This window comes from Deltaproteobacteria bacterium, assembly GCA_020848905.1.
In the GTDB taxonomy this organism is placed as follows: Bacteria; Myxococcota_A; Polyangia.
The window spans coordinates 88365-113198 of the sequence record JADLHG010000004.1 but is presented as its reverse complement, the minus strand read 5'-3'; the positions used below and the strand labels follow the sequence as shown (position 1 = coordinate 113198).

At 68.7% G+C, this 24834-nt stretch carries 17 protein-coding genes; 15 read left to right on the top strand and 2 right to left on the bottom strand.

Annotated features, from left to right (window positions below; genetic code table 11):
• The 10 genes from IT371_01260 to IT371_01215 are packed head-to-tail and all read left to right on the top strand — an operon-like array spanning position 1 to position 13753.
• Positions 1 to 681 carry an outer membrane beta-barrel domain-containing protein gene (locus tag IT371_01260; protein MCC6746254.1) on the top strand — a complete coding sequence of 227 codons (681 nt, stop codon included), beginning with the start codon at positions 1 to 3 and terminating at the stop codon, positions 679 to 681.
• Positions 678 to 1334, top strand: a complete 657-nt coding sequence (locus IT371_01255; protein MCC6746253.1) for an outer membrane beta-barrel domain-containing protein — start codon at positions 678 to 680, stop codon at positions 1332 to 1334. The genes IT371_01260 and IT371_01255 overlap by 4 nt, the downstream gene beginning before the upstream one ends.
• The gene (locus IT371_01250) at positions 1324 to 3117 is read left to right on the top strand and encodes a hypothetical protein (GenBank protein MCC6746252.1); all 1794 of its coding nucleotides are present in this window, start codon (positions 1324 to 1326) and stop codon (positions 3115 to 3117) included. Before IT371_01255 ends, IT371_01250 begins: the two co-directional genes overlap by 11 nt.
• Complete coding sequence (locus IT371_01245) at positions 3105 to 6419, top strand: tetratricopeptide repeat protein (protein MCC6746251.1); 3315 nt, start codon at positions 3105 to 3107, stop codon at positions 6417 to 6419. The genes IT371_01250 and IT371_01245 overlap by 13 nt, the downstream gene beginning before the upstream one ends.
• Positions 6416 to 7033 carry a hypothetical protein gene (locus IT371_01240; protein ID MCC6746250.1) on the top strand — a complete coding sequence of 206 codons (618 nt, stop codon included), beginning with the start codon at positions 6416 to 6418 and terminating at the stop codon, positions 7031 to 7033. Before IT371_01245 ends, IT371_01240 begins: the two co-directional genes overlap by 4 nt.
• A gap of 29 nt (positions 7034 to 7062) precedes the next feature.
• Positions 7063 to 9189, top strand: coding sequence for a tetratricopeptide repeat protein (locus IT371_01235; GenBank protein ID MCC6746249.1), 2127 nt, complete (start codon positions 7063 to 7065; stop codon positions 9187 to 9189).
• Between the two features lie 15 nt (positions 9190 to 9204).
• Positions 9205 to 10542, top strand: coding sequence for a sigma 54-dependent Fis family transcriptional regulator (locus IT371_01230; protein ID MCC6746248.1), 1338 nt, complete (start codon positions 9205 to 9207; stop codon positions 10540 to 10542).
• A 19-nt stretch (positions 10543 to 10561) separates the two neighbouring features.
• Entirely contained in the window at positions 10562 to 11200 is a 639-nt protein-coding gene (locus IT371_01225; protein MCC6746247.1) for a hypothetical protein, read from the top strand.
• Between the two features lie 37 nt (positions 11201 to 11237).
• A complete protein-coding gene (locus IT371_01220; GenBank protein ID MCC6746246.1) occupies positions 11238 to 12254 on the top strand; it encodes a hypothetical protein in 1017 nt (338 codons plus the stop codon).
• A complete protein-coding gene (locus IT371_01215; GenBank protein MCC6746245.1) occupies positions 12251 to 13753 on the top strand; it encodes a hypothetical protein in 1503 nt (500 codons plus the stop codon). Before IT371_01220 ends, IT371_01215 begins: the two co-directional genes overlap by 4 nt.
• A gap of 1 nt (position 13754) precedes the next feature.
• On the opposite strand, the gene IT371_01210 is transcribed toward IT371_01215, so the two are convergent.
• Together IT371_01210 and IT371_01205 are read right to left on the bottom strand one after the other, a co-directional pair.
• A complete protein-coding gene (locus IT371_01210) occupies positions 13755 to 15467 on the bottom strand; it encodes a GMC family oxidoreductase (GenBank protein MCC6746244.1) in 1713 nt (570 codons plus the stop codon).
• Entirely contained in the window at positions 15464 to 16033 is a 570-nt protein-coding gene (locus IT371_01205; GenBank protein MCC6746243.1) for a gluconate 2-dehydrogenase subunit 3 family protein, read from the bottom strand. Before IT371_01205 ends, IT371_01210 begins: the two co-directional genes overlap by 4 nt.
• Before the next feature lie 153 nt (positions 16034 to 16186).
• Between IT371_01205 and IT371_01200 the strand changes: the two genes are divergently transcribed.
• The 5 genes from IT371_01200 to IT371_01180 all read left to right on the top strand — a co-directional run bounded on the left by IT371_01200 (position 16187) and on the right by IT371_01180 (position 24833).
• On the top strand, positions 16187 to 16678 hold the full coding sequence (locus IT371_01200) for a hypothetical protein (GenBank protein ID MCC6746242.1): 492 nt from the start codon (positions 16187 to 16189) through the stop codon (positions 16676 to 16678).
• Between the two features lie 301 nt (positions 16679 to 16979).
• Positions 16980 to 18329 (top strand): thrombospondin type 3 repeat-containing protein, encoded by a 1350-nt coding sequence (locus IT371_01195; protein ID MCC6746241.1) that lies wholly within the window; start codon positions 16980 to 16982, stop codon positions 18327 to 18329.
• A gap of 139 nt (positions 18330 to 18468) precedes the next feature.
• Complete coding sequence (locus IT371_01190) at positions 18469 to 20418, top strand: VWA domain-containing protein (GenBank protein MCC6746240.1); 1950 nt, start codon at positions 18469 to 18471, stop codon at positions 20416 to 20418.
• Complete coding sequence (locus tag IT371_01185) at positions 20415 to 22721, top strand: hypothetical protein (GenBank protein ID MCC6746239.1); 2307 nt, start codon at positions 20415 to 20417, stop codon at positions 22719 to 22721. The genes IT371_01190 and IT371_01185 overlap by 4 nt, the downstream gene beginning before the upstream one ends.
• A 69-nt stretch (positions 22722 to 22790) precedes the next feature.
• On the top strand, positions 22791 to 24833 hold the full coding sequence (locus IT371_01180; protein ID MCC6746238.1) for a hypothetical protein: 2043 nt from the start codon (positions 22791 to 22793) through the stop codon (positions 24831 to 24833).
• The last annotated feature ends 1 nt before the right edge of the window (position 24834 follow it).

Below are 24834 nucleotides of genomic sequence, written 5' to 3'. Positions count from 1 at the left end.
ATGGCTAAACGCTTTCGGACGCACACGCTGGCGGTGGTTGCAGCGCTCGTCGCACTTCCCACCGCGACGCTCGCCAAGGGTACGGATCCCGACTGGGAGGAGACCGACAAGCTCCCGGCGGTTCAGAACCGGCGCTACCGCATGGAGCACGAGTTCAACCTCGGCATCGGAGTGCTGCCCGTCGACGCCTTCTACAAGGGTCTTACCGCGTCGGGGGGCTACGCGTGGCACATCACGGACCTCTGGGCCGTCGAGGGGCGGGGTTACTACTCCCAGAACTTCAAGACCTCGCTCCGCGACAAGCTGGAGAACAACTTCGGCGAGCCGCCGAGCAAGTTCGCCCAGGTGCGCTGGTACGCGGAGCTCGGCCTGCTCTTCAAGCCGCTCTACGGAAAGCTCGCCTTCCTCAACAACCAGCAGGTCTACGGCGAGGTCTTCCTCTCCGCCGCCGCGGTGGTCTCGCGCATGGACGGCGGGAAGGCCACGGAAGCCGAGCCGCAAGGACAGGGGCCGCGCATGGCCTTCGGGGGCGCTCCGGGCTTCGGGTTTCGCGGCTGGCTGAGCGAGCGGTGGTCCCTCCGCTTCGACTTCCGCTCGCACATCGTCGCCGCCGCGGGCGAGCTCTACTACCCGATCACCCTCACCCTGAGCCTCGCCCTCTCCACCAGGAGCGACCTATGATCGGGCGAAAGACCGCCGCGGCGACAATCCTGCTGTCAGCCGTCCTCCTGGCGAGCGCACCCGCGTCCGCCGACGTGACCAGCGAGCAGGGGGGCGAGCTCTACTCCATCGAGCGCCGAAACCTAATGGGCAGCCACGAGATCTCGTTTCTCGTCGGAGTCCTGCCGATGGACGCCTTCGCGAAGGGCCTGACCCTCCAGGGCGCCTACACCTATCACTTCAGCCACCTCATCGCCTGGGAGATCCTCGGCGGCACCTACTCCTTCAACCTCGACACCGGCCTCGAGAAGCACCTGAAGGAGACCTTCGACGTGCAGCCCGAGAAGGAGGGGCAGCTGTACGCCATGCTCCAGTCGAACTTCGTCTTCAAGCCGCTCTACGGCAAGCTGGCGCTGGCCAACGACCGCTTGCTCGCGACGGAGCTCTTCTTCGAGGTGGGTCCGGCGCTCGGGTTCTTCACCGCGGCGATCCCCGTCGGCTTCAACGCCGGCGTGGGGCTCCGCTTCTTCCTCGGCAAGTACTTCTCGCTGCGGTTCGACATCCGCGATTACCTCTTCTTGCCCGACTTCAAGTCGGTGAAGAACCATCTCTACCTGTCTTTGGGGCTGAGCCTGACCTTCGGCTTCGCCGACGAGGTGCCCCATGAGGAATAGGCCCACCCTCGCGCTGCGCCTCCTCCCGGCGCTCCTCCTCGGCGCGCTGCTCGTCGCCGCGCCTACGCCGGCGCGGGCGCAGAAAGCAGCGGCCCTCTTCGCGCGGGCGAAGGAGGCCTTCGACTCCCGGCAGTACGCTCGGGCGGCGCGCCTCTGCTGGCGCTACATCGCCACCAACAAGGAAGCGGCCGAGAAGTACGAGAGCGCGCAGTTCTTCCTCGCCGCGTCGCTCGAGAAGCTCGGCTTCTATCATGGCGCCGTGGAGTACTACTTCCAGGTCGCCAACAACCGGCGCACGCCCGAGCTCCTCCCGCGCGCCATTCGCGCGCTCGAGGCGCTCAGCCTCTCGCGGCCGATCGACGAGAGCCTGATCCTGCGGGATCTCGTCGGCGACACGGACTTCGGCGACCTCCCCGACGACCTGGCCGACTTCGTGAACTACTGGCAGGGGGTGAGCAACCTCCACCGCGGCCTCGACGACTGGGCCGGTGAGCGCTTCAACAAGATCGGCCGCCAGGGCTACTACTACTTCGCGGCGCTCTACGTCGCGTCGGTACGGCTGCTCCACCCGAGTGACGACCAGCGCAAGGAAGCCGCCGTCACCTCGTTCGCGCGCCTCTTCGGGCCGCTCGACCTCGGCTCGGCCCTCGAGGCGGTGCGTCGCCGGGGAGAGGGCGACAGCAAGCTCGGGTACGCGCTCAAGTCCCTCATCAACGACGACAACATGCTGGCCGTGCAGTACGGCAAGCTCCCGAAGGGCTGGGAGGACGAACTGACGATGCTCGGGCTGGCGCGCGTGGCCGCCGAGACGGGCGCCCTCCTCGACCGAGCCAAGGAATCCGACGAGGAATCGCTCGGTCGGCCCTTTGCCTACAACGTCGAGATCGGCGGTATGCCGGTCTACCGCCGCGCCCCGCGTTTCGAGGCCCGCGCCGGGGCGATCCGAGCCGTCGCGGCGCGCCTGCTCCCGGTGCGGCAGATCCGGGGCCAAGCCCTCCACGCCCTGGCCCGCCTGCTCTACGAGCACAAGCGCTTCGGCGCCGCGTACGAGACCCTCGGGCAGATCCCGAAGAACACGGAGCTCAGCTCGGAGATCCTCCTCGAGCGCGCGTGGGCCAAGTACAAGGCGGGCGACCCGCACCGCGCGATGGGACTCCTCTACGCGCTCGACGCCCCGGTCTACAAGGCCCTCTTCGCCCCGGAGAAGTACGTCCTCCGGGGGCTCATCTACCGCCGCTTCTGCCACTTCCGCGCGGCCAAGATCGCGGCGCGGCGCTTCCGGATCCACTACGCCAACACCCTGCGCGACATCCGCCAGGGCGACGAGGTGCGCGACATCGGTCGCGTCCGTGCGGCGGCGCTGCGGCGCGTGCAGTCGCGCAAGCTCCACCTCTTCGCTCGCGCGCTGCGCGAGGAGATCCGCAAGCTCGACCGCCAGGAGGAGGAGTGGGGGAAGATCGGGCTGCTCAAGAACCTGCACACGCTCTATCGCCGGAAGGACGAGCAGGCCCGCGCCGAGCTCGACCGCTCGCTCGACGTCTCGGCTCGCGAGGTGGCCGAAGAGATGCTGAACGCCGAGGAGCAGGTCAACCTCCTCGAGTACGAGGTCGGCCAGGCCATCTTCCAGCGGGTCGCGGACACCACCGGCGTCGCCCGCGGTCAGAAGAAGGCGGCTAAGGTGCCGGTCTCCTCGGAGCGCATCTACTACCGTTTCGGCGGCGAGTACTGGACCGACGAGCTCCCCAACTACAAGTTCAACATCGAGGACCGATGCGTAGAGTAAGACGAGTCCTGGGCCTCCTGGCTCTGCTCCTCGCGCTGTCCCCCCTCGCCGCGTGCGGGCCGGCGGTGCGCCGCGTCTCCGTCGAGAACATGGTCGAGCGGCTGAAGCGGGACGTCGGGAAGGTCCGTTTCGCCATCCGCACCACCAAGACGTTGCTCGCCCGGGCCCGCGGGGCGCGCTACTCGCCGGAGCTCTACAACCGCCTGGCCGAGCTCTACGTCGAGGAGGCGCGCTACCACTACCAGATCGCGTACGAGCAGCAGCGCAGCAAGTCGCTCGGCGTCGTCTCGCTGCAGGCCCGTCTGCTGAAGAACCAGGCGATCGCCACCTGGCGGCGGCTCCTCGCCCTCTTCCCCGAATACGTGGACGCGGACAAGGTCTACTTCTTCATGGGGCACGAGATGCGCGAGCTCGCCGAGTACGAGGAGATGCTCAAGACCTACCAGGAGCTCGCCGACAAGTTCCAAAAGAGCGAGTACCGGCTCGAGGCGCTGCTCGTGATGGGCGACTACCACTTCGACAAGGCGGACCTCGACTCGGCCGAGAAGTACTACCAGCAGGTGCTGGATTCGCCCGAGACGCGCGTCCACGCGATGGCGCGCTACAAGATGGCCTGGTGCAAGGTCAACCGCGCCGACTTCAAGGCCGCGCTCAAGCTCTTCGAGGGGTCGATCGCCGCCGCGCGCCGCTGGGTCGCCGTGGCCGGTGGCAAGAGCCAGGCAGGGACGACCAAGATCGACCTCCGCCGCGAAGCGCTCGTCGACTCGGTGTACTGCTACACGGAGGTTCACAAGCCGGACAAGTCGCTCGAGTACTTCCGCGACCGCGCGGATTCGAAGACCACCTACCTCGCCGCGCTCGACAAGCTCGGCAACCGCTACTACGTTAAACAGAACTGGAAGGCCACGGCGCAGGTCTACCGCGAGATCCTGTCGATGACGGGGGACGTGGAGGACGCACTCGAGTACGCGCACCGACTCTTCGAGTCGGTGACCCAGGGCAAGATCTACGACCACGGCGCGCAGGACGTGGAGGCGCTGGTGCGCGTGGTCCGGCGACGCTTCTACAACCACGCGCTGTCGGCCAAGGAGCGCACGCAGCTCATCGACACCTTCGAGAAGTACACCCGCGACATCGCCACGCGCCTGCAAGACCTCGCGAACCAGAAGAAGGAGGACGAAACCTACCTCGCGGCTGCGCACGCCTACCAGGCCTACCTCTCGTTCTTCGACAAGCACAAGAACGCGACCGCGGTGCGGCAGAACCTGGCCGAGTCTTTCTACGCGGCCAAACGCCACCTGGCCGCCGGGCAGTTCTACGAGAAGGCCGCCGAGCACATGAACGGCAAGGAGCACAAGGACGCCGTCTACACCGCCGCCGTCGCGTACTTCGAGGCGCTCACGGGCAAGCACGAGCTCAGCCGATTGCAGGTCGTGCAGGGCCGAGCGGGGCTGCGTCGCGTGGGCCGCATCTACGTCAAGCGCTACGCGAACGAGCCGAACATCGGGCAGGTGAAGTTCAACATCGCACGCACCTACTACGACGCGGGCGAGTTCGACGAGGCGACGCGCCTCTTCACCGCGCTCATCGACCAGTTCCCGACCAGCAAGGAGGCGCCGGTGGCAGCGCACCTGGTGCTCGACGGGTACCGCACGCAGGAGGACTACGAGGGGCTCATCGAGGCGGGCAAGGGCTTCCAGCAGACCGCGAGCCTCGGCGACTCCCAGTTCAAGAGCGAAGTGGCCGCGATCATCAAGGGCGCCGAGGACTCGCTCCTCCGCACCGAGACGCTCGCCGCTGGTGACGAGGGGGGCGAGGGAACGGAGCAGCTCGAGCGCATCGCGAAGAAGTACGGCGGCGCGCTCGGCGAGAAAGCGCTGCTGAACGCCTTCGTCACCGCGCGCGGGGCGAAGGATCCGGAGAAGGTCTTCGAGGTGGGCGACAAGTTCATTCGGGCCTACCCAGCCTCGGACAAGCTCTCCGACGTGCTGGCCACCATGGGCAAGATCGCGATGGACTCGCTCCAGTTCTCGCGGGGCGTGGCGTACCTGGAGGCGGCCGCGCGAAGGAGGAGCGGCCCCGCGGGACTCGAACTCTACAAGGCCGCCGCCACCATCCGCGCGGGACTTGGCGATCGCTCGAAGGCCGAGGGGAGTCTTAACGTGCTCCTGCGCGCGGGGATCCCGAGCGAGGAGAAGGCCCAGATGGCCGTGAAGGTGGCGCGGCTCCACACGCTCGCCGGGGACTGGAGCGCGGCCGCGGGCGTCCTGCAGCGCGCCGCCGCCGCCGGCGCTTCCTCGGCGGAGCTTCATTATCTGCTCGGGTACTCGCTCTTCCGCCAGGGCAGCGACGCCCAGGCGCAGGACGCGCTGACGCGCGCCATCAACCTCGGCAAGGACAGCTCCGGCGACGCGCAGGAGGCCGCGGCAGCCTCGCAGTTCTATCACGCGGAGATCGCGTACAAGGTCTTCGAGAAGGTGCAGCTCAGCAGCGACCTGAGCCAGCTCGGGCCTTCGCTCCAGAGCAAGATCGGTCACCTGACCCAGACGAGAAACCTCTACCGCGCGGTGGTGCAGATGGGCAGCGGGGTCTGGAGCGTCGCGGCGCTCGGGCGTCTCGCCAACGTCGAGGCCATGGCGGCCGCTTCGCTGCGCAACCTCCAGCTCCCGGCGGGGCTCCCCGCCGAGGCGGCGAATCAGGTGCGCACCGCGCTCGCCAGCCAGGCCGCCCCGCTCGAGAGCGAGGCCAAGGAGGCGATCCGGCAGTGCGCCGCCACCGCGAAGAAGCTGAAGGTCATGTCGCTGGCGGCCAAGGCCTGCCTCTCGGGCAAAGCGCCGGCGGGCGACCCGCAGGCCGGCCTCGAGCTCCCGACCGTCAACCTGGTCGAGCCCCAAGGCGCAGCGCCGCTGCAGCGCGCACTCGCGGCCAATCCGAAGGACTTCGACGCCACGGTGAAGCTCGGCAAGCTCTACCTCGCCGCGGGCAACCTGCACATGGCCCGACTCATCCTGGGCAAGGCCCTCGAGCTGCGCGAGACGGCGGAGCTCGAAAACTACGTCGGGGTGGCCACGGCGCGCCTCGGCGAGCACCAGGCGGCCTTCGAGCTCTTCGCCAAGGCGCTGAAGGAGGACTCCGGCTTCGCACGTGCGCGGCTGAATCGGGCCTCGCTCCTCGCGAAGTTCGGCTACCGATCCGAGGCCCAGGCGGAAGCCGCCAAGGCCAGAGGCCGTCAGGGGCTCGGCGAGAACGACCCCGGCCTTCTGCCCGGCGCCGCCCAGCAAGGCGGGGGAGGAACGCCATGACGCCCTGTCGGCACCTCGCGCTCGCCGCGATCCTCTTCGCCTTCCTGGCCGCCGGCTGCGGCGGTCCGCGCATCTCCCACACCGTGGACGAGGGCAAGCTGAAGGACATGTCGCGCCAGGGGCAGCTCTGGATCTACGACGCCGAGAACGAGATCGTGGTCGCGCTGGATCGCATGGACGAGGCCCGAGACGAGCTCGCCGAGCTGAAGCAGAAGATGAAGGAGGCGGAGAAAGGCGTCGAGCGGGCGGAGAAGCGCGGGCGCGGGTCCGCCGTGGAGGTCGCGGAGGGCTGGCTCGTCTACCTGGAGGCCATGGAGAAGTGGGCCAAGGCGAACATCGCGCTCCACGAGCTGGGGGTCATCGTGGCGCGCGGAGCCGTGGAGCTCGCGAAGGCCCAGGTGATCCAGCGCGAGGACCTCCTCGGGGGCAAGGATTTCGCCGTCGTGACCTTCCAGGAGCAGTACAACGAGCTCAAGGCTGTCTACGACAAGCGAACCAAGGCGGTGACCCGGCTACGCAAGGAAGCTCGCCGGAAGGAGACCCGCTGGTGGACCCTGCGGCGGCGCTTCACGGCCCAGACGGGTGATCACGACTCGGGCTTGTGGATCGATTGATGTCCGGGGCGAGGGCGCGAGGCATGGAGATGCGCGAGCAACGTAGCAGTCCTTTGACGCCGCGCTGGCGGCCGGCCTTCGTGGGGACGCTGGCGCTGGTGCTCCTCGGCGCCGCCCCCACCGCGGCGCAGGTGGGCAAGAAGCCCGGTGGCGCCCCCCCCGCCAAGCGGTGGGAAGGGATCAAGGGCATCAGCGGCAAGCTGACCAAGTACACGCAGGAGGGGCGCGGCAGCGACCCCGTTCCCAAAGAGAGCGACGTCACCGAGAAGGAGGGTGCCGACGCGCTGCTGCCGACCACAAACCTCGAGAACCGCACCCAGCTCGAGGCGGAGCTGAAGCGGCTCAAGCAGGCGGCCGAACAGAACCCGCAGGACCTCGCCGTGCAGCGCCAGCTCGGCGGCGTCTCGCTGCGCCTCGGGGACCTGGACACGGCCCTCCCCGCCTTCCGCCTCGTCGTGGCCCAGAAGCCCGATGACGCGGCGGCGCGACTCGAGCTGGGGGTGGCCTTCTTCCGCCGCAACCGGCTACGCGACGCGGCGGCCCAGTTCCTCAAGGTGACGGACCTCGCGCCCAAGATGTACCTCGGCTGGCTCAACCTCGGGATCACGAACTCCCGTCAGGGACTGCCCAAGGAGGCGGTCTACGCCTTCTCCGAGGCCGCCAAGCTGAAGCCCGACTCCGCGGAGCCGGCCTTCTACCTGGCCGAGGCGCACGCGCACTCGATGGATCGCGACCGCGCGGAAAAGCAGTATCGCGCCGCACTGGCCCTCGATCCCAAGTACGTCGCGGCGCACAACAACCTGGCCAACCTGCTCCTCTTCTCGGGCAACTCCAAGGAGGCGCTCGCGAGCTACGACCGCGCGATCGCGCTCACCCCCACCGATGCCGACCTCCACTACAACAAGGGGGTCTGCTACTTCCGCATGGGCCGATTCGCCGAGGCCGTCGCGGCGTACCGCCAGGCGACCAAGCACAAGAAGAACTACGCCAGGGCCTACAACAACCTCGGGGTCGCCCTCGGACGCCTCGGCCAGCGCCAGGGCATGCTCGCCGCCTTCCACCAGGCGCTCAAGGCGGACCCCCGCTTCGCCTCGGCGATGCTCAACCTGGGGGTCGCGTCGCTCCAGCTACGCAGGTGGAACGACGCCATCCGGCTCTTCAAGGACGTGCTGATCATCGATCCGAACATGGCCGAAGCCCACAAGCTCCTCGGCGAGGCGTACCTCCGCACGGGCAAGATCAACGAGGCCAAGGGCGCCCTGACCCGCGCCATCGAGCTCCGTCCGGGTGACGCCGACGCCCGGCGCGTGATGGGACTCGCGCTCGCGCAGAAGGGGGATTCGGCCCGTGCGATCCGAGAGCTCGAGGTGGCCGTCCGGGCCAAGCCCACCGATGCGCAGGCGCGGCTGGTGCTCGGCCAGCTCCTCGCCGCGGGGGGAAACGCGAAGGAGGCCATCGAGCAGTACAACGAGGCACTGCGCATCGAACCCAAGAACGCGGACGCGCACTTCGCCCTCGCCGAGGTGCTCTTCGCGATGGGCAAGCAGACCACGGCGATCATGCACTACGAGGCGGCCGTGGCGGCCGATACCCGGCACGCGGGGGCGCAGTTCCGGCTGGGCGAGGTCTACCACGGGCGCAACGAGTTCGAGAAAGCCATCACCGCCTACCGGTCGGCGGCGTCCGCGGATGCCGCGCTGGCGGCCGAGGCCCACTACAAGATCGGGGACGTGTACTTCCGCCTGAAGAAGACCTCCCTCGAGATCGGCGAGTACCAGCAGGCGCTGCGCATCAACCCCAAGCACGCGCGAGTACGCATCGCGCTCGGTTTCGCCTACGGCCGCATGGGGATCCTCAAGAAGGCGCTCGACCAGCTCGACCAGGCCGTGAAGCTCGAGCCGACCGAGGAGCTGGGCCACTACTATCGTGCGACTATCCTCTACAACTCGAGTCGCGTCGAGGAGGCCATCGCGTCGTACCAGCAGGTCGTGAAGCTGCGCCCGCGCTTCGCCGAGGCGCACTACCATCTGGGACAGATCTACGCGGAGCGCGGAGAGCGGGAGAAGGCGCTGGCGCACTTCAACTCGGCGGTCGCCGCGAACCCGAAATACGACGCGGCGATCCTGGCCCGGGCGAAGCTGCAGAAGGCACCGTAGGCGAACGCGCAACCCATGCACAACGGCACGCATCTCATCAGCGACCTCGACGCGCCCGCCCTCGCGGTGCAGAGCTATCGCGTGGAGGTGGTCCGTGGACCTCAGGCCGGAGAGAGCTGGGAGGTCGGAGAGCAGGTTCGCGTCGGCAAGGGGCCCGAGAACGAGGTGGTGCTGGTCGACGCCACGGTCTCGCGCAACCACCTGCTGCTCGAGCGCAGCCCGCAAGGCTTTCGCGTCCGGGACCTGGGCAGCACGAACGGCACGTTCCTCGACAACGCGCGCATCGTCGAGGCCTTCATCCGCCCGGGGATGGAGCTCCGCGTGGGCGAGGTGCTGCTCAAGCTCAAGGCCGTCCACGAGGGGCTGTCCATCGAGCCCTCGGGCGAGCCGACGTTCGGCAACCTCGTGGGCAAGTCGGGGCCCATGCGCAAGATCTTCGCGCTGCTGGGTCGCGTCGCCCCGACCGACGCCACGATCCTGATTCTCGGCGAGACGGGGACCGGCAAGGGGGCCGTGGCCCGCGCGATCCACGACCGTAGCCCGCGCTCGGGGGGGCCGCTCGTCACCGTGGACTGCGGTGCGATCTCGCGGAACCTGATCGAGAGCGAGCTCTTCGGTCACGAGAAGGGCTCCTTCACCGGGGCGGTGGCCCTGCGGCGGGGCGCGCTCGAGATGTGCAAGGGCGGCACGCTCTTCATCGACGAGCTCGACGACCTGCCTCTCGACGTGCAGCCCAAGCTCCTCCGGGCGCTCGACGAGCGCGAGATCTGCCGCGTGGGGTCCAACAAGCCGATCAAGCTCGAGCTGCGCGTCGTGGCGGCCACGAAGAAGGACCTGCGACGCGAGGTCGCTGAGGGGCGATTTCGCGAGGACCTTTACTTCCGGCTGTCGATCGTCACCCTCGTGCTGCCGCCGTTGCGCGAGCGACTCGAGGACCTTCCGCTCCTCGCCGACCGCTTCCTGACCCCCGAGAGCGGGTGGGACCGGCTGCCGCGGCCGCTGAGGGATCGCCTCACCTCCTATCATTTCCCGGGCAACGTGCGCGAGCTCCGCAACCTGCTCGAGCGCGCCTCGTACCTGGAGGGCTTCGACGCGCTCGACCCGACGGCGTTCCCCACCGAGATGCGCGGGCCGGGGGCTCCGGACTCGGAGTTCAAGCTCACGGCCGACTACATGAAGCCCTTCAAGGACGCGAAGGACGCCCTCATCGAGCGCTTCGAACGCGAGTACCTCAAGCGCCTGATGGCGCGAAACGACCACAAGGTGGCCCGGGCCGCTCGCGAAGCCCAGATCGACCGCAAATATCTATATATGCTCCTCAGCAAGCACGGACTCGAGCTGGCTGGGGACTAGTCGCGACCCTGGAGATAGCATGCACGCACCTACGTATCGGTTGGTCCTCGCTCTCGGCTTCGTCACGCTCGCGGCGGGCGCCTGCTCGTCGGACCCGGAGAAGAAGAAGTGCCCGCCCAAGGGCATCGGCGTGGAGGCCTTCGAAGGGGTCAGCGCGACGGATCAGGTGGCCAAGTACAAGGAGTACGACTGCGCGGAGCCGCAGATCTGCCCCGACGTGGGCGGACGCAACGTGCGCTACCCCGTGGATCCCGCCGAGGCTCCCGGCGAGGTGTCGTTCCTCCTCACGAACTGCGCCACCTCGGGCCCCAAGCTCGAGATCTCGAAGGTGGTGGTCTACGGCGACGACCGTTGCTTCTACACCGAGGGAGAGGTGGCCGAGAAGGCCGTCGACCCCGGCAAGGACTCCGTGGTGCGGGTGAGCTACAAGCCGACCGCCCCCGGCAAGGACGACGTCGAGCTCCACGTGAAGTCCAACGCGAAGAACTTTCCGGACTTCAAGCTGGTCGTGTGCGCCGAAGGGGTCGTGAAGAGCAAGGACGCTGGCGTGGCGGCGGCCGATGGAGGGCCGCCGACGCGGCAGGACGCCGGCGGAGCTCCCGCCGTGCAGTGCAAACCCACGGGGCTCCGGCTGAACGGCAAGTGCCACAAGGAGTGACCGCCGCCGAGGAGGATGGACCGCGGTTCGTGTGACCATGTTCGAGGCCTGCGTGAGCCTTCCGCGCTACCGGCTGTGGCTGGTCCCGTCGATCCTGCTCTGGTCGACCATCGCACGCGGCGCGGACCCACCGCCCGTCGTCCAGATCACCACCCTCACGAACGTCCCCGGGCTCCTCGGGCCGCTCCACCAGGAGCTCGGCCGGACCTCTCGCTTCCGGCTCCTCCCACTCTCCGCGCTCATGCCGCTGCTCCGGCAGCACGACGAGCACGGCAAGGTGCTCTCGCGAGGACGAGCGCTCGTCGAACAGGGGCGCGCCGCCGTGGTCTCTCTCGACAACGAACGAGCCCGCGAGCTCCTCAGTCGTGCCCTGACCACCCTGGAGGGGGGGTTCGTCCGCTACTACGAGCCCACTGAGCTGGCCCAGGCCTACGTCCTGCGCGCGGTGGCCGCCGTGCAGAGCGCCCGGCCAGACCTCGCGCGGCGAGACTTCGTGGCCGCGCTCCACCACGACGGCCTCTTGAAGCTCGGGCCGTACTATAGCCCGCAGGTTCGCGCCGCCTTCTCGGAGGCCTCCCAGGGCCTTCCTCCTCGGCCGCCCCCCTCGGCTGACGAGCTCCAGCGCCTCACGGCAATCGCCCGGTCACGCTTCGCCGTGGTGATCAGCGGCGAACAGTCCTCGGATGCGGGGCAGCTCATGATCAAGGCCGCGCTCTTCGAGAGCCAGCTCCGCCGCTACACCGACGTGGAATCCGCGCTGGTCGAGACGGCCGATCGGGGCGCCGGACGCCAGCAAGTGCGCGAGCTCGGCCGGAAGGTGCGCGACGTGGTCGAGCGCCGCTTCCCCGTGGAGCTCAGCGTACCGGTGCGCCCAACGAAGCCACCGCTGCTGCCGCCCCCCATCCCCCCGCTCCCGGTCAAGAAGCGCTGGTACCGTCGCTGGTATACCTGGGCGGCCGCAGGGGCCGCCCTCGCCGCGTGCGCCATCGCCGTGCCGCTCGCCCTGCGACGCGAACACGTCGACCTGAGCGTGAAGTGGCCCGTGGGGAGATGACCGTGTGGCGCGCGGCACGCCCCTCGCGGGCTCGGCGGGCCTCCCGACCCTGGACGCTCTCCGTGGCGCTCGCGGCGCTCGCGACGGCGCAGGCCGGTTGCACGGCGGGAGTAGGCGAGCTCAGCGTCTCGATCCTCGTCTCGAGCGAGCCGGACGAGGACCCGCTGTCCCGCATCGCCGCCTTCGTGCGCGTGCGCGTGGACGGCCCGGCCGGGCGCGCCGGCCCCGAGGTCTTCCCGCTCCGTGCCGGCGGCGGCACGATCTACGGCGTCCCGACGGGGGAGTCGCAGGTCGTCACGGTGGAAGGGCTGGGACCCGAATCGAACCCGGTCAGCAGAGGGCGCACGGTGCCGATCACCCTCGGCCCGGGGGCCAACCGCGTGGCGCTCTTCGTGGGACTCATCGACACCTTCTCGCACGTGCCGCGGCGCTTCGACGACGGCCGCCCCACCGGGATGCGAGAGGCGCGCGCCTTCCACACGGCGAATCTCCTCGGCGACGGCTCGGTGCTGATCGCGGGCGGGACCGGCGCGGCGTGGCGTCCCGAGGACGCCGAACGCCCCCTCGGGCTGCGGACCGTCTCGCTGGTAGATGGCAACGCGCTCAGCGCCGACGACTCCACCTGCGGCGGGAGCGACCAGCGCTGCCTCCGCGGCGAACGCGTGGCCCACAGCGCGACCCTCCTGCCGAGCGGCAACGTGCTCATCGCGGGAGGCCTCGGAGGTAAGGTGCCCGTCGCGTCCACCGAGGTCTACCAGGCGACGAGCCGCACGATCTACCCGGGTCCGCCGCTGCGTCAGCCGCGCTTCGGCCACGGCGCCGTGCTCAGCGACCAGCGCGTCCTGGTCGCGGGGGGCCAGGGGACGGCGGGGACGCTCTCCTCGGTGGAGACCTACGACCAGGGTCAGGTGAACCCCGCTCCGCAGCTCTTGCAGGCTCGCCGCGCCTTCGCGTCCGTCGCGCTCGCCGACGGAACCGTGGTCGCCATCGGCGGCCTCGACGACAAGGGCGACGCGCTCGCCACGACCGAAACGCTGGCTCCGGGGGCGGCCCAGTGGCGCGCCGGCCCCGCTCTCCGCGTGCCGCGCGCGTACGCCACGGCCACGCGGCTCGCCGACGGAGGCGTGCTCGTCGTCGGCGGCCTCACCAAGGGCGGGCAAGCCACCGCCTCGGTGGAGCGGCTGGACCTCGCGGCCTCCACGAGCCGCGAGCTCGGCGAGCTGAAGCTGCCGCGCTGGGCCCACACCACGACCGCCCTGGCCGACGACCGCTTGCTCGTGGTCGGCGGGTTCGCGTCGAGCCTCACCGGATCGCCCGTCGACCTGGTAGAGGAGCTGGTGCTCGGCAGCGCGACCGGCCTCAACGTCCTGCCCCGCTACCGGCTCCGCGAGGCGCGCGCGGGTCACGCGGCCACGCTCCTCCCCTCGGGACTCCTCCTCGTGACGGGCGGCCTGAGCGCCGAACGCCCGACCGCCTCGGCCGAGGTCTTCGTCCCCTGAATCACCGCCGCGGGCGAAAGAGCTCGTGCGCCGCGCCGAGCGCAACGATGCGGTCCGCCACGCGCAGCGCGTTGGCCTCGATGGTCAGCGTGTTCGGCACGGCACCGCTCGTGGGCATGAAGCTGCCGTCGGTCACGAAGAGGTTCGGCGCGGTGCGCGAGCGGCAATCCACGTCCAGCACCGAGCTCTCCGGTTCCGCGCCGAAACGGCAGGTGCCGCCCTGCAGGAAGTAGGTCTGGCGCCCGCGCGCGCTGACCCGCACGTCGCTCGCCTTCATCGCCTTCAGCACCCCCACGGCGCGGTCGACCAGCACCGAGTTCACCTCGCGGTCCATCGCGTGCTGCCGCACCTCGAAGCGCGCCACGGGCAGACCTCGGCGGTCCTTGACCTCCGGATCGAGGGTGACCCGCGACCCGGCCGTCGGGAGCGTCTCGGAAAAGACCTCGAACTCGAGCGCCCGGATCTCTCGGGCGCGCCGCCGGAGCGCGTCCTTGAGCGCCTTGCCCCACAGAGGCTCCGCCCGGCCGAGCACGGCGAGCTGCTCCGCGGCGTGGATCGGATTGTAGTGCGGCAGGAGGAAACCCACCGTGCCCCCCTTGCGGGGTCGGTCGGTCCCCCGGTCGAGCACGTAGAGGTCCTGAAACGAGCGGTTGACGAACGGCTCGCGCCAGTCGATGGCCGAGATGCGCGGGTCGTCGCGACGAAACTCGGCCTCGCCGCCGCCGAACCCAGCGAACATCAGGTTCCGCCCGACGAGTCCCGTCTCGTTGGAGAGGCCCTCGCGATGGGCCGCCCCCCGGGAGAGGAGCAGCAGCCGCGCCGACTCCACGGCCGAGCACGCGACGACGACCACCGCCGCGCGCAGGCGCTGCTCGCGTCCCTGCGGGTCGAAGTAGCGCACCCCCACCACCCGGCCCGAGGCGTCGGTCTCGAGCCGGTGCACCATGCACAGGGGCCGGATCTGGCAGCGACCGGTCGCGAGCGCCTTGGGCAAGAGCGCGGCGAGCGCCGAGGACTTGGCCCCCGTCTCGCACCCGTAGCTCCCGCAGAAGAAGGTGCGCCGGCACGCGGCCCGCCCCTGCCAGGCCTCGGAGAGGAGCGCGCGCGGGGTCGGGTAGCTGTGGAGTCCGAGCTCGGCGCAGGCGCGGTCCACGAGCTCGGCCATGCCGTTTTCGGGGAGCGGCGGCAACGGGTACGGACGACGCCGGCGCTCGAAGGGGTTTCTTCCCGCGACCCCCGAGATGCCGAGCTCCACCTCGGCCCGCTCGTAGTAGGGCTCGAGCGCCTCGAAGGTGATCGGCCAGTCGGTGAGCGTGCTCCCCTCGACGGGCCCGAGGAGCGACCGCAGCCGAAGGTCCTCGGGGTGCAGCCGATAGGTGAACCCGCTGAAGTGCACGGTCGCGCCGCCCACGCAGTTGGCGGTCCACGCCTCGTTCGTCTTCCTTGCGCGGCCGTCGGCCTCGACCTTGACGTGCGGCTCCTCGGTCACCGCCGGGACGAAGAAGTCCCGCCGCGAGGTGCGAAGCTCGTCGCGAAGGAAATCCCGCGCGTCGTAGGCCGGCCCCTTCTCGAGCACCACGACCCGATACCCGGCGCGGGCGAGGGTCATCGCCACGGGCGCACCGCCGGCGCCGCTACCGATCACGCAGGCGTCCACCTCGCCCCCGTGCGCCACGTCGGGTCCGAGCGGCGTGGCCCAGCGCGCCTCGGTCATCCCCGTCCCCGGTAGGGGCAGCGCGGACGCGGCTCCATGGGTTCGAAGCGCACCACCTTCCAGCCCGCCTCATTGCGATTTCCACCGTAGACCGGGTCGCTCAGAAATCCCTCGAGCACCAGCGACACCAGCACCCGCATGAAGTGGCTTCCCGTGGCCGTGCGGCTGAGCCGGAGCCGTTGGAACTGCCGGAGCACGCCGTCCTGCGCCTCGGGAGCCAGCTCCGCGAACGGGCGCCCCTGGCGTCGGGCGAGGCCGTCGATGCGCTTCAGCGCGACGCTGAAGTTGTGCCGAAAGCTGTTCGCCGGCGGCACCTGGAGCTGCGACTCGATGTACGCGGTCACGCCCGCCTCGGTCGCGCCGGGTTCCTCGTCCGTGGGCAGCACCCGCGCGCACACGGCCTCGAGCGTGCCCCGCTCGTGGGGCGAGAGCGGCGCAGGCGTCGCGTCCGCGGAGACCGGGGCGCACTTCGGACCGGGCGCAGGAGGCGCTGGCCGTCGCTTGCACCCTGCGACCCCGAGGAGCGGGAGACCCGCTGCGTAGCGGAGGAAGACGCGCCGTCGCATGAGGGTCGATCATCCGAGGGTGCGGTCGTCGCGTCAAGGCGTTCGACGGACGTTCGGCGAGCGGCGATCCACGCGGCGGCGTGCTCGCGGCGGGCTGTTCGTGGCACCCCGGCTCGCTTGCCCCGACGGAGCCGCTGCCGTACACTGCGAACGATGCGGCCGGTCGCCCTCGCCTTCGCTCTCCTCGGCCTCGCAGGCTGCCTGCCCACCACCTCAGAGGCCTCCTTCATCAGCGGGCGCGACGAGCTCCTCTGCGACGGCGTGTACCCGGTGTGCAAGGGCAAGTACGCCGGCTGCGTGCTGCGCGAGGAGCAGTACCTCCGCGGGAACTTCCCCGGCTCGCGCAAGTTCCTCGTGGAGACCACGCCCGGCGACTGGGTGATCCGGGTGCTGGTCTTCCTCGAGGAGCGGCTCTCCCCCGGCACCGAAACGACCGTCTCGTGGTTCGAGCCCGGCTGCGCGGACCAGTACCGCTACCAGAGCTCCAAGGACAAGCTGACCGGCGACATCTTCGAGAAGGCGGGCCGCGACCAGGTCCTGGAGATCGAGCACGCGGTCACCGAGCCCGGGGACCACCTGATGGAGATCTACTCGGACGCCACCTGCCGCTACGACCTGCGGGTGGAAGTCGTCAAGAAGCAGTGACCACCCCCCGGCGGGCCGGCCTTCGTCCTCTGCAAAATCCAATATTTAGCTCATCTCAGAAGGCCACACCCCGCAGGTGGGGGGTCCATTCTACGACCCCCGTGCACAGCTATCTCATTGCCTTCATTAGCTCTTTCCCCGAGGCCTCCCCGTTCGCCCAAGAGTCTGTGGAGCAGACTCTACAACCGGACGTGGCGTCGCCCCCCCGCGACGCCCGCGCTCGGCCCCCTGCCCTACAGGATTTCGCGCACTTGAGAGGCATGGCCGGGTTGGCCCGCGCTTCGCATTAATCCCCCGACGGATGCACTGTCTGACTCACCAAGAAGGAGGAGCCACCATGGTACGGAAGCTTCTGGTCGTTGCAGCCCTCGCAGGAGTTGGGCTGCTGGTACTGCCCTCGGGCACGGCGTATGCGGCGGGCGGCGAGTGTAGCGGCGGGAAGTGCGGGACCCCCGACACCTCGGGCGGTGGCTGCGGCTGCGGCTGCGGCGGATCGATCCTCGTCAACAACACGGACGAGGGCGACACCTATCAGTACGCGGACGACTTCGACGCCGACGGCGCCGAGGACGACTTCGACAACTGCCCCTTCGTGGCCAACAAGGGCCAGGCCGACGCGGACGGCGACGGCATCGGTGACTCGTGCGACGCCTGCCCCAAGGCGGCGGACCCGAAGCAAGCGGACATCGACGGTGACGGCATCGGCGATCAGTGCGACACGGACCAGGACAACGACGGCAAGCTGAACGCCGCCGACAACTGCCCGCTCGTCTCCAACATCGCGCAGATGGACGGCGACAAGGACGGCAACGGCGACGCCTGTGACACCGACGACGACAACGACGGCGTCCTCGACGTCAAGGACAACTGCCCGCTCGTGGCCAACCCGGACCAGAAGAACACCGACCCGAACCTGTACGGCGACGCCTGCGACGCCGACCAGGACAAGGACAACATCCTCGACAGCAAGGACAACTGCCCGGCGGTCGGGAACGTGGACCAGAAGGACGCGGACAAGGACGGGATCGGCGACCTGTGTGACCCCGACCAGGACAACGACGGCGTGGTGAACGCGAAGGACAACTGCCTCGCCACGGCGAACCCGGCCCAGGTGGACGCGGACCGCGACGGCAAGGGCGACGCCTGCGACAACCGGTTCTGCTACACCGTGGGCCGCGACGAGCAGAACTGCCTCGACCCGACCACGACCTTCAAGCTCTACTCGCCGGACTCGAAGGTGAACACGGGCGACCCGCTTCGCCTCCGCCTCTTCGCGAACCGCGCCGACACGGCCATCCGCTACAAGTGGATCGTCGAGTCGAAGCCGGCCGGCTCCACCGCGACGGTCGAGAACCCCCAGGGTACGGTCCGTCAGTCGAGCCCCTACGAGTACTTCTACCTGAAGGGGAACGTCGCGACCTTCACCCCGGACAAGCCGGGTGAGTACAAGATTCGCCTCGTGGGCGAGATGGTCTTCGCGGACACGGTGAACGCGGCCTTCCCGAAGGCGAACCAGTACGTCATGACGGTGGTGGCGGCGGGTGAGTCCCAGGGCGGCTGCTCCGTGGGTGGCAACACGGCGGCGGGTGCGACCACGGGTCTGATGCTCCTCGGCCTGCTGGCTCTGGTCCTGGTGCGCCGCAAGCGGTAAGCTTGGTCCCGTTCGGACAGTGCTCCACCCCTGCCGGCCCGGCTCCCCGGGTCGGCAGGGGTTTTTTCGTTGTCGGTCCTTCGCCCACGTTGGGCGGAATCCAGCCTCGCGAAGACGCGTCGTACTCGAGGAGGTCTCGATGAGAAGGATCTGGGCAGTCGTGCTTCCGGTCTGCGTGGCGTGTTCCGATGCCGGGCTTCAGCCCCTCGACGACACGCAGCAGAAGGTCGTGGACGATCGGCTCGACATCACGGGGGACGTCTGCACCGCCGACCCCACGGAAGCCGTCTTCCCGGTCAAGATCCTCTTCATCGTGGACTGCTCCGGTTCGATGCAGTTCACCGATCCGTCGAACGCCAACACCACCACCGACGCGCAGGGCAACGCCATCAACGCGCAGGCCGAGTGCATGGCGAGCTGCCAGGGCACGGGGGCTGTCCCCAACTGCGCGCAGCTCTGCGCGGGCGCCGCCAACCCGGGCCGCCAGACGGCCGTGCAGAAGGTAGTCGACCGCTTCAAGAACAACCCGGCGGTCTCCTTCGCGATGGTTCGCTTCAACGGCCGCGTGACGATCAACGGGTCGGCCACCTCCGGCTCCGAAGGCTTCACGAACAACCCGGCCGTGCTGAACACCGCCATCGCGGGGCTGGCCCAGGCGGACATCACCACGGACTACCAGGGGGCGCTCACGTCCGCCTACCAGCTCCTCGAGCGGGACATGGTCGAGTCGAACCCCGTAGACCGCATCCGCACCAAGTACGTCGTGATCTTCGTCTCCGACGGCGCCCCGGACCCCGTCTGCAAGGAGGGCTGCGGTAACGACGTCCAGGACCTCGGGATCCCGGGCGTGGTGCTAGATAGCTGGTGCGACGTCCCCCGCGACCGCTGGTGCGACAACTTCAACGTGAGCGGCCAGCTCTGCAAGAACATGCAGCAGTGGTATCCGTCGATGGCGGAACCCTGTAAGGCCTACAACACCGAGACGCAGATCGTGCAGAAGGTCACCGAGATCATCGACCTCGGCAAACAGTACGGGGTGGGCGAGATCCGCATGCACACGGCCTTCCTCTTCGTCGCCGGCCTGCCCCAGGTCATTCTCGACCTCTTCAGCGCCGACCCGGTCAAGTCCGAGCGCGTGCTCCGCGCCATGGCCAAGGCGGGCGGAGGTCTCTTCCGCAACTTCACCTCCGGCCAGTCGATCGACTTCCTCGACATCAACTACTCGTCGGTGGCGCGCCCCTTCGGCATGACCAACTTCATCGTCACGAACCCGAGCGCGCGCCCGTGGGTGAACAAGCTGGTGGTGGACTCCGACGGTGACGGGGTGGACGACCTGTCCGAGTTCGAGGCGAAGCTCGAGATGAACGAGCAGTCCGCGGACAGCGACAACGACGGCTACAACGACAAGCTCGAGCTCGACCGCTACAAAGCCGGCTTCGACCCGGGCAAGGCCAACATCCCCGCCAAGCCCTGCCCGCCCTCCGAGCGCGTGGACCTGGACGGAGACGGCCTCAATAGCTGCGAGGAGAAGATCGTCGGCACCGACCCCAAGGTGCCCGACACCGACCGCGACCGCATCCCCGACGGAGTCGAGTTCTTTGCGGGGACCGACCCGACGCGGGACGACAGCAAGCTGGACGTAGATTTCGACGGCAAGCTCTCCGGCGAGGAGATCAACACGCACTCCAGCCCGACCGTGGCGGACCCCGAGGTGCACGCCGAGCTCAAGTACCTCTACGACGTGCACGAGCAGGCCGAGAGGCCGGACCGGAGGCGCTGCTACGACTTCAGCGTCAAGCAGGTCCGGCTGGTGACCACCCTCGGCAAGAATCGAGCGGGCAGCTTGGGGTACAATGAGATCATGATCTACTTCGGTGAAGGCCCCGCGGACGACCCCCGCGACTTCGGCAACTTCAAGGCCGCCTGCGTGCGCGCGCAGTACGTGACGCCGAACTTCAAGTTCCCGGCCGACGGCAAGGTGCACGTCCCGGCCGCGAAGTTCATGCCGCTGCACGAGCTGATGAAGGCGCGTGCCGATGCGGCCTCGGACCCGACCAAGGACCCCTGCGTCGGAGCGCCCCTCCCATGAGGCTCCGCTTCCTGGCTCTGCTCGGGGCGACGGTCTCCTCGTTCCACCTGGCCTGCTCGGAGGTGGACCTGGTCCGCAACGTCGACATCTCCACCGCGGTCTACGACAACCGCCTCGAGCTCACGGGCAACTTCTGCACCTCCGATCCCTCCGACCTGGTCTTCCCGCTGAAGGTGCTCTTCGTCATCGACACCTCGCAGAGCATGAACATCAACGACCCGATCGACGCGACGATCCTCGACACCACCGCCAACACCGGGCGCAACCGCGCCATCCGGCAGGTGATCACGAAGTTCATCGACCTCGGAGTGCAGGTCACGAACACCTACTGCAACACGGGCACCGCCGGCTGCGAGAAGGGCAAGGTCGGCTGTGGCCCGTGCGGCGCGGCGGGTCTCTGCGTCGGCCCCGACTGCTGCAAGGCGCCCCCGTGCAAGGGCGTGGCCGCGTGCCCTCCGCCGACCCAGACGAACGGCGTCTGCGCCCCCACCTGCGACGTGAAGAAGCCCGGGTGCACCTCCGGCGAGAAGACCTGCCCCGATTGCCCCAATCCGAACGACCAGTGCATGAACGGCATCTGCGGCAAGCACCTCGACCCCGGCGTCGAGTTCGCGCTCATCCGGTTCGGGTCGGCCAAGCAGACCCTCACGCTGAATCCGAACGGCGTGGAGGGGTTCACGAGCGATGCGAAGGAGCTCGTGACCGCGCTGCCGCAGATCACGAACGGCGGCAGCGTCACCGACTACGAGGGGGCCCTGACGATGGCCTTCAACGTCCTGTCGCGCGACATGTCCGAGATGCAGCGCTCGAACGCCGGGGCCGTGGCCCGCAGCAAGTACGTCGTCGTCTTCCTCTCCGACGGGCAGCCGGACCCGCACATCAACGACGGCGACGACTGGGACACCATCCCGGCCGACCTCCAGAAGGACCTCCTCGGGCCCGGCGGCGATCCGAACGTGATGACCGAGTACAACGTGGACACGCGCATCCTCCGGCGCGTGAAGGAGATCATGGGGCTCAAGGCCATCTACCACGTCGGGGACGTGCGTTTTCACTCGGCCTACCTCGCCGGTCAGAACCCCTCGTGGGCCCAGGAGCAGGCCACCTTCCTGCTCAAGCAGATGGCCGACGTGGGCAAGGGGACCTTCCGCAACTTCCCTAACGGCGAGGAGATCAACTTCCTCCACGTGGACTTCTCGACGCTCCGGCGCGTCTACCGGCTGAAGAACTTCATCGCCACCAACCTGAACGCGCAGCCGGCCGACGGGGCCGTGATTCCGGACAGCGACGGGGACGGCCTGAGCGACAAGGCCGAGCTGAACGCCGGGACCAACGCCGCCTCGCTGGACACCGACGGGGACGGGTTCAGCGACACGCTCGAGCACTTCTTCCGCAGCTCGGGGTGGGACACCCTGGACCCCAAGGATGCCGACTGCTCCATGGCCGCGAGCGACGCGAACGGGGACGGCAAGCTGGACGATAGCGACGGGGACGGGCTCTACGACTGCGAGGAGCGCTTCCTCGGCACCAACAAGGACCTCTTCGACACCGATGCGGACGGGATCCCCGACGGCGTCGAGGTCCGCTTCGGCACGAATCCCACCGACCCGAAGGACGTGGAGGGGGACCTTGACGTGGACGGCATGCCCTCGGGAGACGAGATCCGGCTGCACACCGACCCTCGCGCCGACGACGCGTCGCATCGCTCGCGCGCCAGCTACCGGTACGACGTGCAGCGCACCGGCACGGGGATCCAGCTGCAGGGCCTGACCTGCGCGAAGGACGAGGATTGCCCCAAGGGGACCTGCGGACAGGGGTACTGTCGCTGCGCCGACGACGGAGGCTGCTCCACCGTCGCGCCGTGCAAGACCGATACGGAGTGCCAGCGCCCCGGGGAGACCTGCAAGCAGGGGGCGTGCACGAGCAAGTGGACCTGCCAAAAGGTCCCCGACGTGCCGGGCGAAGAGAAAGCCTGCGCCCGTCAGGCCCACATCACCTGCTACAGCTTCCGCGTCGAGAACGTCCAGCTCGTGACCCCCAAGGCCGGGCTGACGGAGACGGAAGCGGGCTGGAACAACATCTACCTCTACTTCGGCGAGGTGCCGTTCGACAACCCGGAGGACTACGGCAACTTCACCATGGCCTGCGTGCGAGCGAACTACCAGATGTCGACGGGGGCGAAGCTGCCCGCTACGGGCAAGGTCAGCGTCCCCGCGTCGGCGTGGAAGATCCCGACAGCCTTCAACGCCACGACGGACTGCCTGTGCCCCGACGGCTCGACGGGCACCTGTCTCAAACGGTGAGCGGAACGGCGCGAGTGCGCTAAACTGAGACGTATCGATTAACCGATTAACCTCAGCCTAGGAGACTCGATGGGACGGCTACGAACGTTCCTCCTCGTGACGGTGGCGTGCGGCAGCCTCGCGGCCTGCAAGAGCAGCGGCAGCTCGGGGGGCGACGGCGGCGCGGAGGATGACGGCGGAGGCGGCACCGGCACGTGCACCGGCGGGGTCGACAAGTCCATAGACCCCGACACCGCGATAGACCTCGCCGCGACGAAGGCGGAGAAGGGCTACGTCTGTCCGCAGGGGGACCAGGACTACTACAAGATCACCGTCCCGCAGGGCCACAAGCTGGCCCACATCAAGCTGACCAACACGGCGGCGCTGCCCGTGGTCAACCTGACCTACCTGCTCCTCGATCAGAACAAGAAGACGGTCGCAGCCGCGCCCACGATCACGGGCAAGGTCTTCGACGTGGCACACTGCGTCCCCGGCCCCGGGACCTACTACCTCATCGTCAAGGACGACGGCGACGACGCCCGCGACGGCAAGAACCCCTACGAGCTCTCGTACACCACGGAGGCCGACAAGGACGCGAACGAGGACAACAACACGCAGGCGGCCTCCAAGCCGGCAGCCGGCGGGCCGCGCACCGGCTACATCTCGTGCGCGAAGGACGTCGACTTCTTCGACGTCACCGTCGCACAGGACCAGCTCCTGGAGATCAAGCTCACCACCCCGGGGCCGACGCCCGTAGATCTGAAGTACGTCATCTACGACGCGAACAAGCAGAAGGTGGGCGAGGACGCCGTGGCCGACGGGCAGAGGGCGGCGACCAACCTGACCACGGTTCACGCCATGCCTGCCCCGGGGAAGTACTTCATCGCGATCCAGGACGCGGGCGACGACGACAGCGACGTGGCCGTCGCCTACACCCTCTCGCTCCAGACGCGCGCCGAGCAGGACCCGCAGGACAAGGGGAAGCGAAACGACACGGTCGCCACAGCCACGGTGCTGGGCGCCGACAACGTGGACACCTCCATCACGGGGCAGATCGGCTCTAAGGCCGACGTGGACTACTTCAAGGTCAACGGCCTCGGTGACCTGAGCGAGAACAACCCGGGCGTGATCGAGATCCAGGTCACCTACAACGGGGCCGCCCTGGTGAACCCGTCGGTCGAGCTGATCTACGGGCACCAGGGGTCGCCCTGCACCAAGGACGCCTGCTGCTCGGTCATCAAGGGCCCGAAGCCCTCGTGCACGAGCTCGCTCGACTGCGTGCGGTACAGCTACAACTGCGTGGCGAAGGGGGACATCTTCTGCACCGACAACGCCTGCGAGGCGAACCCGACCTCTCTCTGTGCGACGGACAAGATGTGCGCGGGCGCGGTGGCGTGTCTGCCGGACAAGGTCTGCGGCGTGCAGCAGGTGGTGCGGTTCGACGAGAACCCGAAGGACACGACCGGTGCCATGGTGCGGACGGCGCAGCCCCTGCTCCACCCGGGCCCCTGGTACATCCGCGTCAGCGACCACAAGAGCGACGCCTACGAGTACGGCAAGAACTACACCCTGACCGTGAAGGTCCGCCGCGATCCGGACGGCGCGAAGGAGCTGAACAGCGAGTACTTCCCCGACGTCTTCATCTCGCCGTCGCTCACCAACCAGGTGCGGGCCATGCACGTGGCCGCGGCGAAGAAGAAGAACATCCACATCTCCTCGGGTGCGGCCGTGACGGGCTACATCTCCTACGAAGGGGATCAGGACTGGTACGTCGTGGACAACCCGTGTACCGCGGGGGACTGCGTGCTCAGAGCCGACTTCAGCACCGGGCCCGGCTGTCCCACGGGTGCCGACGGCAAGGGCCTCGAGTTCATCTACGAGTTCCGCCACGACGACGGCAAGGTCCTGCACTCCTGGCCCAAGGCCCCGGCGCCCGGCAAGTCCGGCTGCTTCGGCAACAACTGCGACGGGTGCTTCTTCGCGCGTTCGAAGGACAAGTACTTCCTGGTCGTAACCGACAGCGGCCACAACAACTGGTCCTGGAGCTGCAGCTACACCATCTCGCTGACGGTGGTCTCTCAGAGCTGCACCGCGCCGTGCGCCACGTACCAGGGCGAGTGCTATTCGCCCTAGA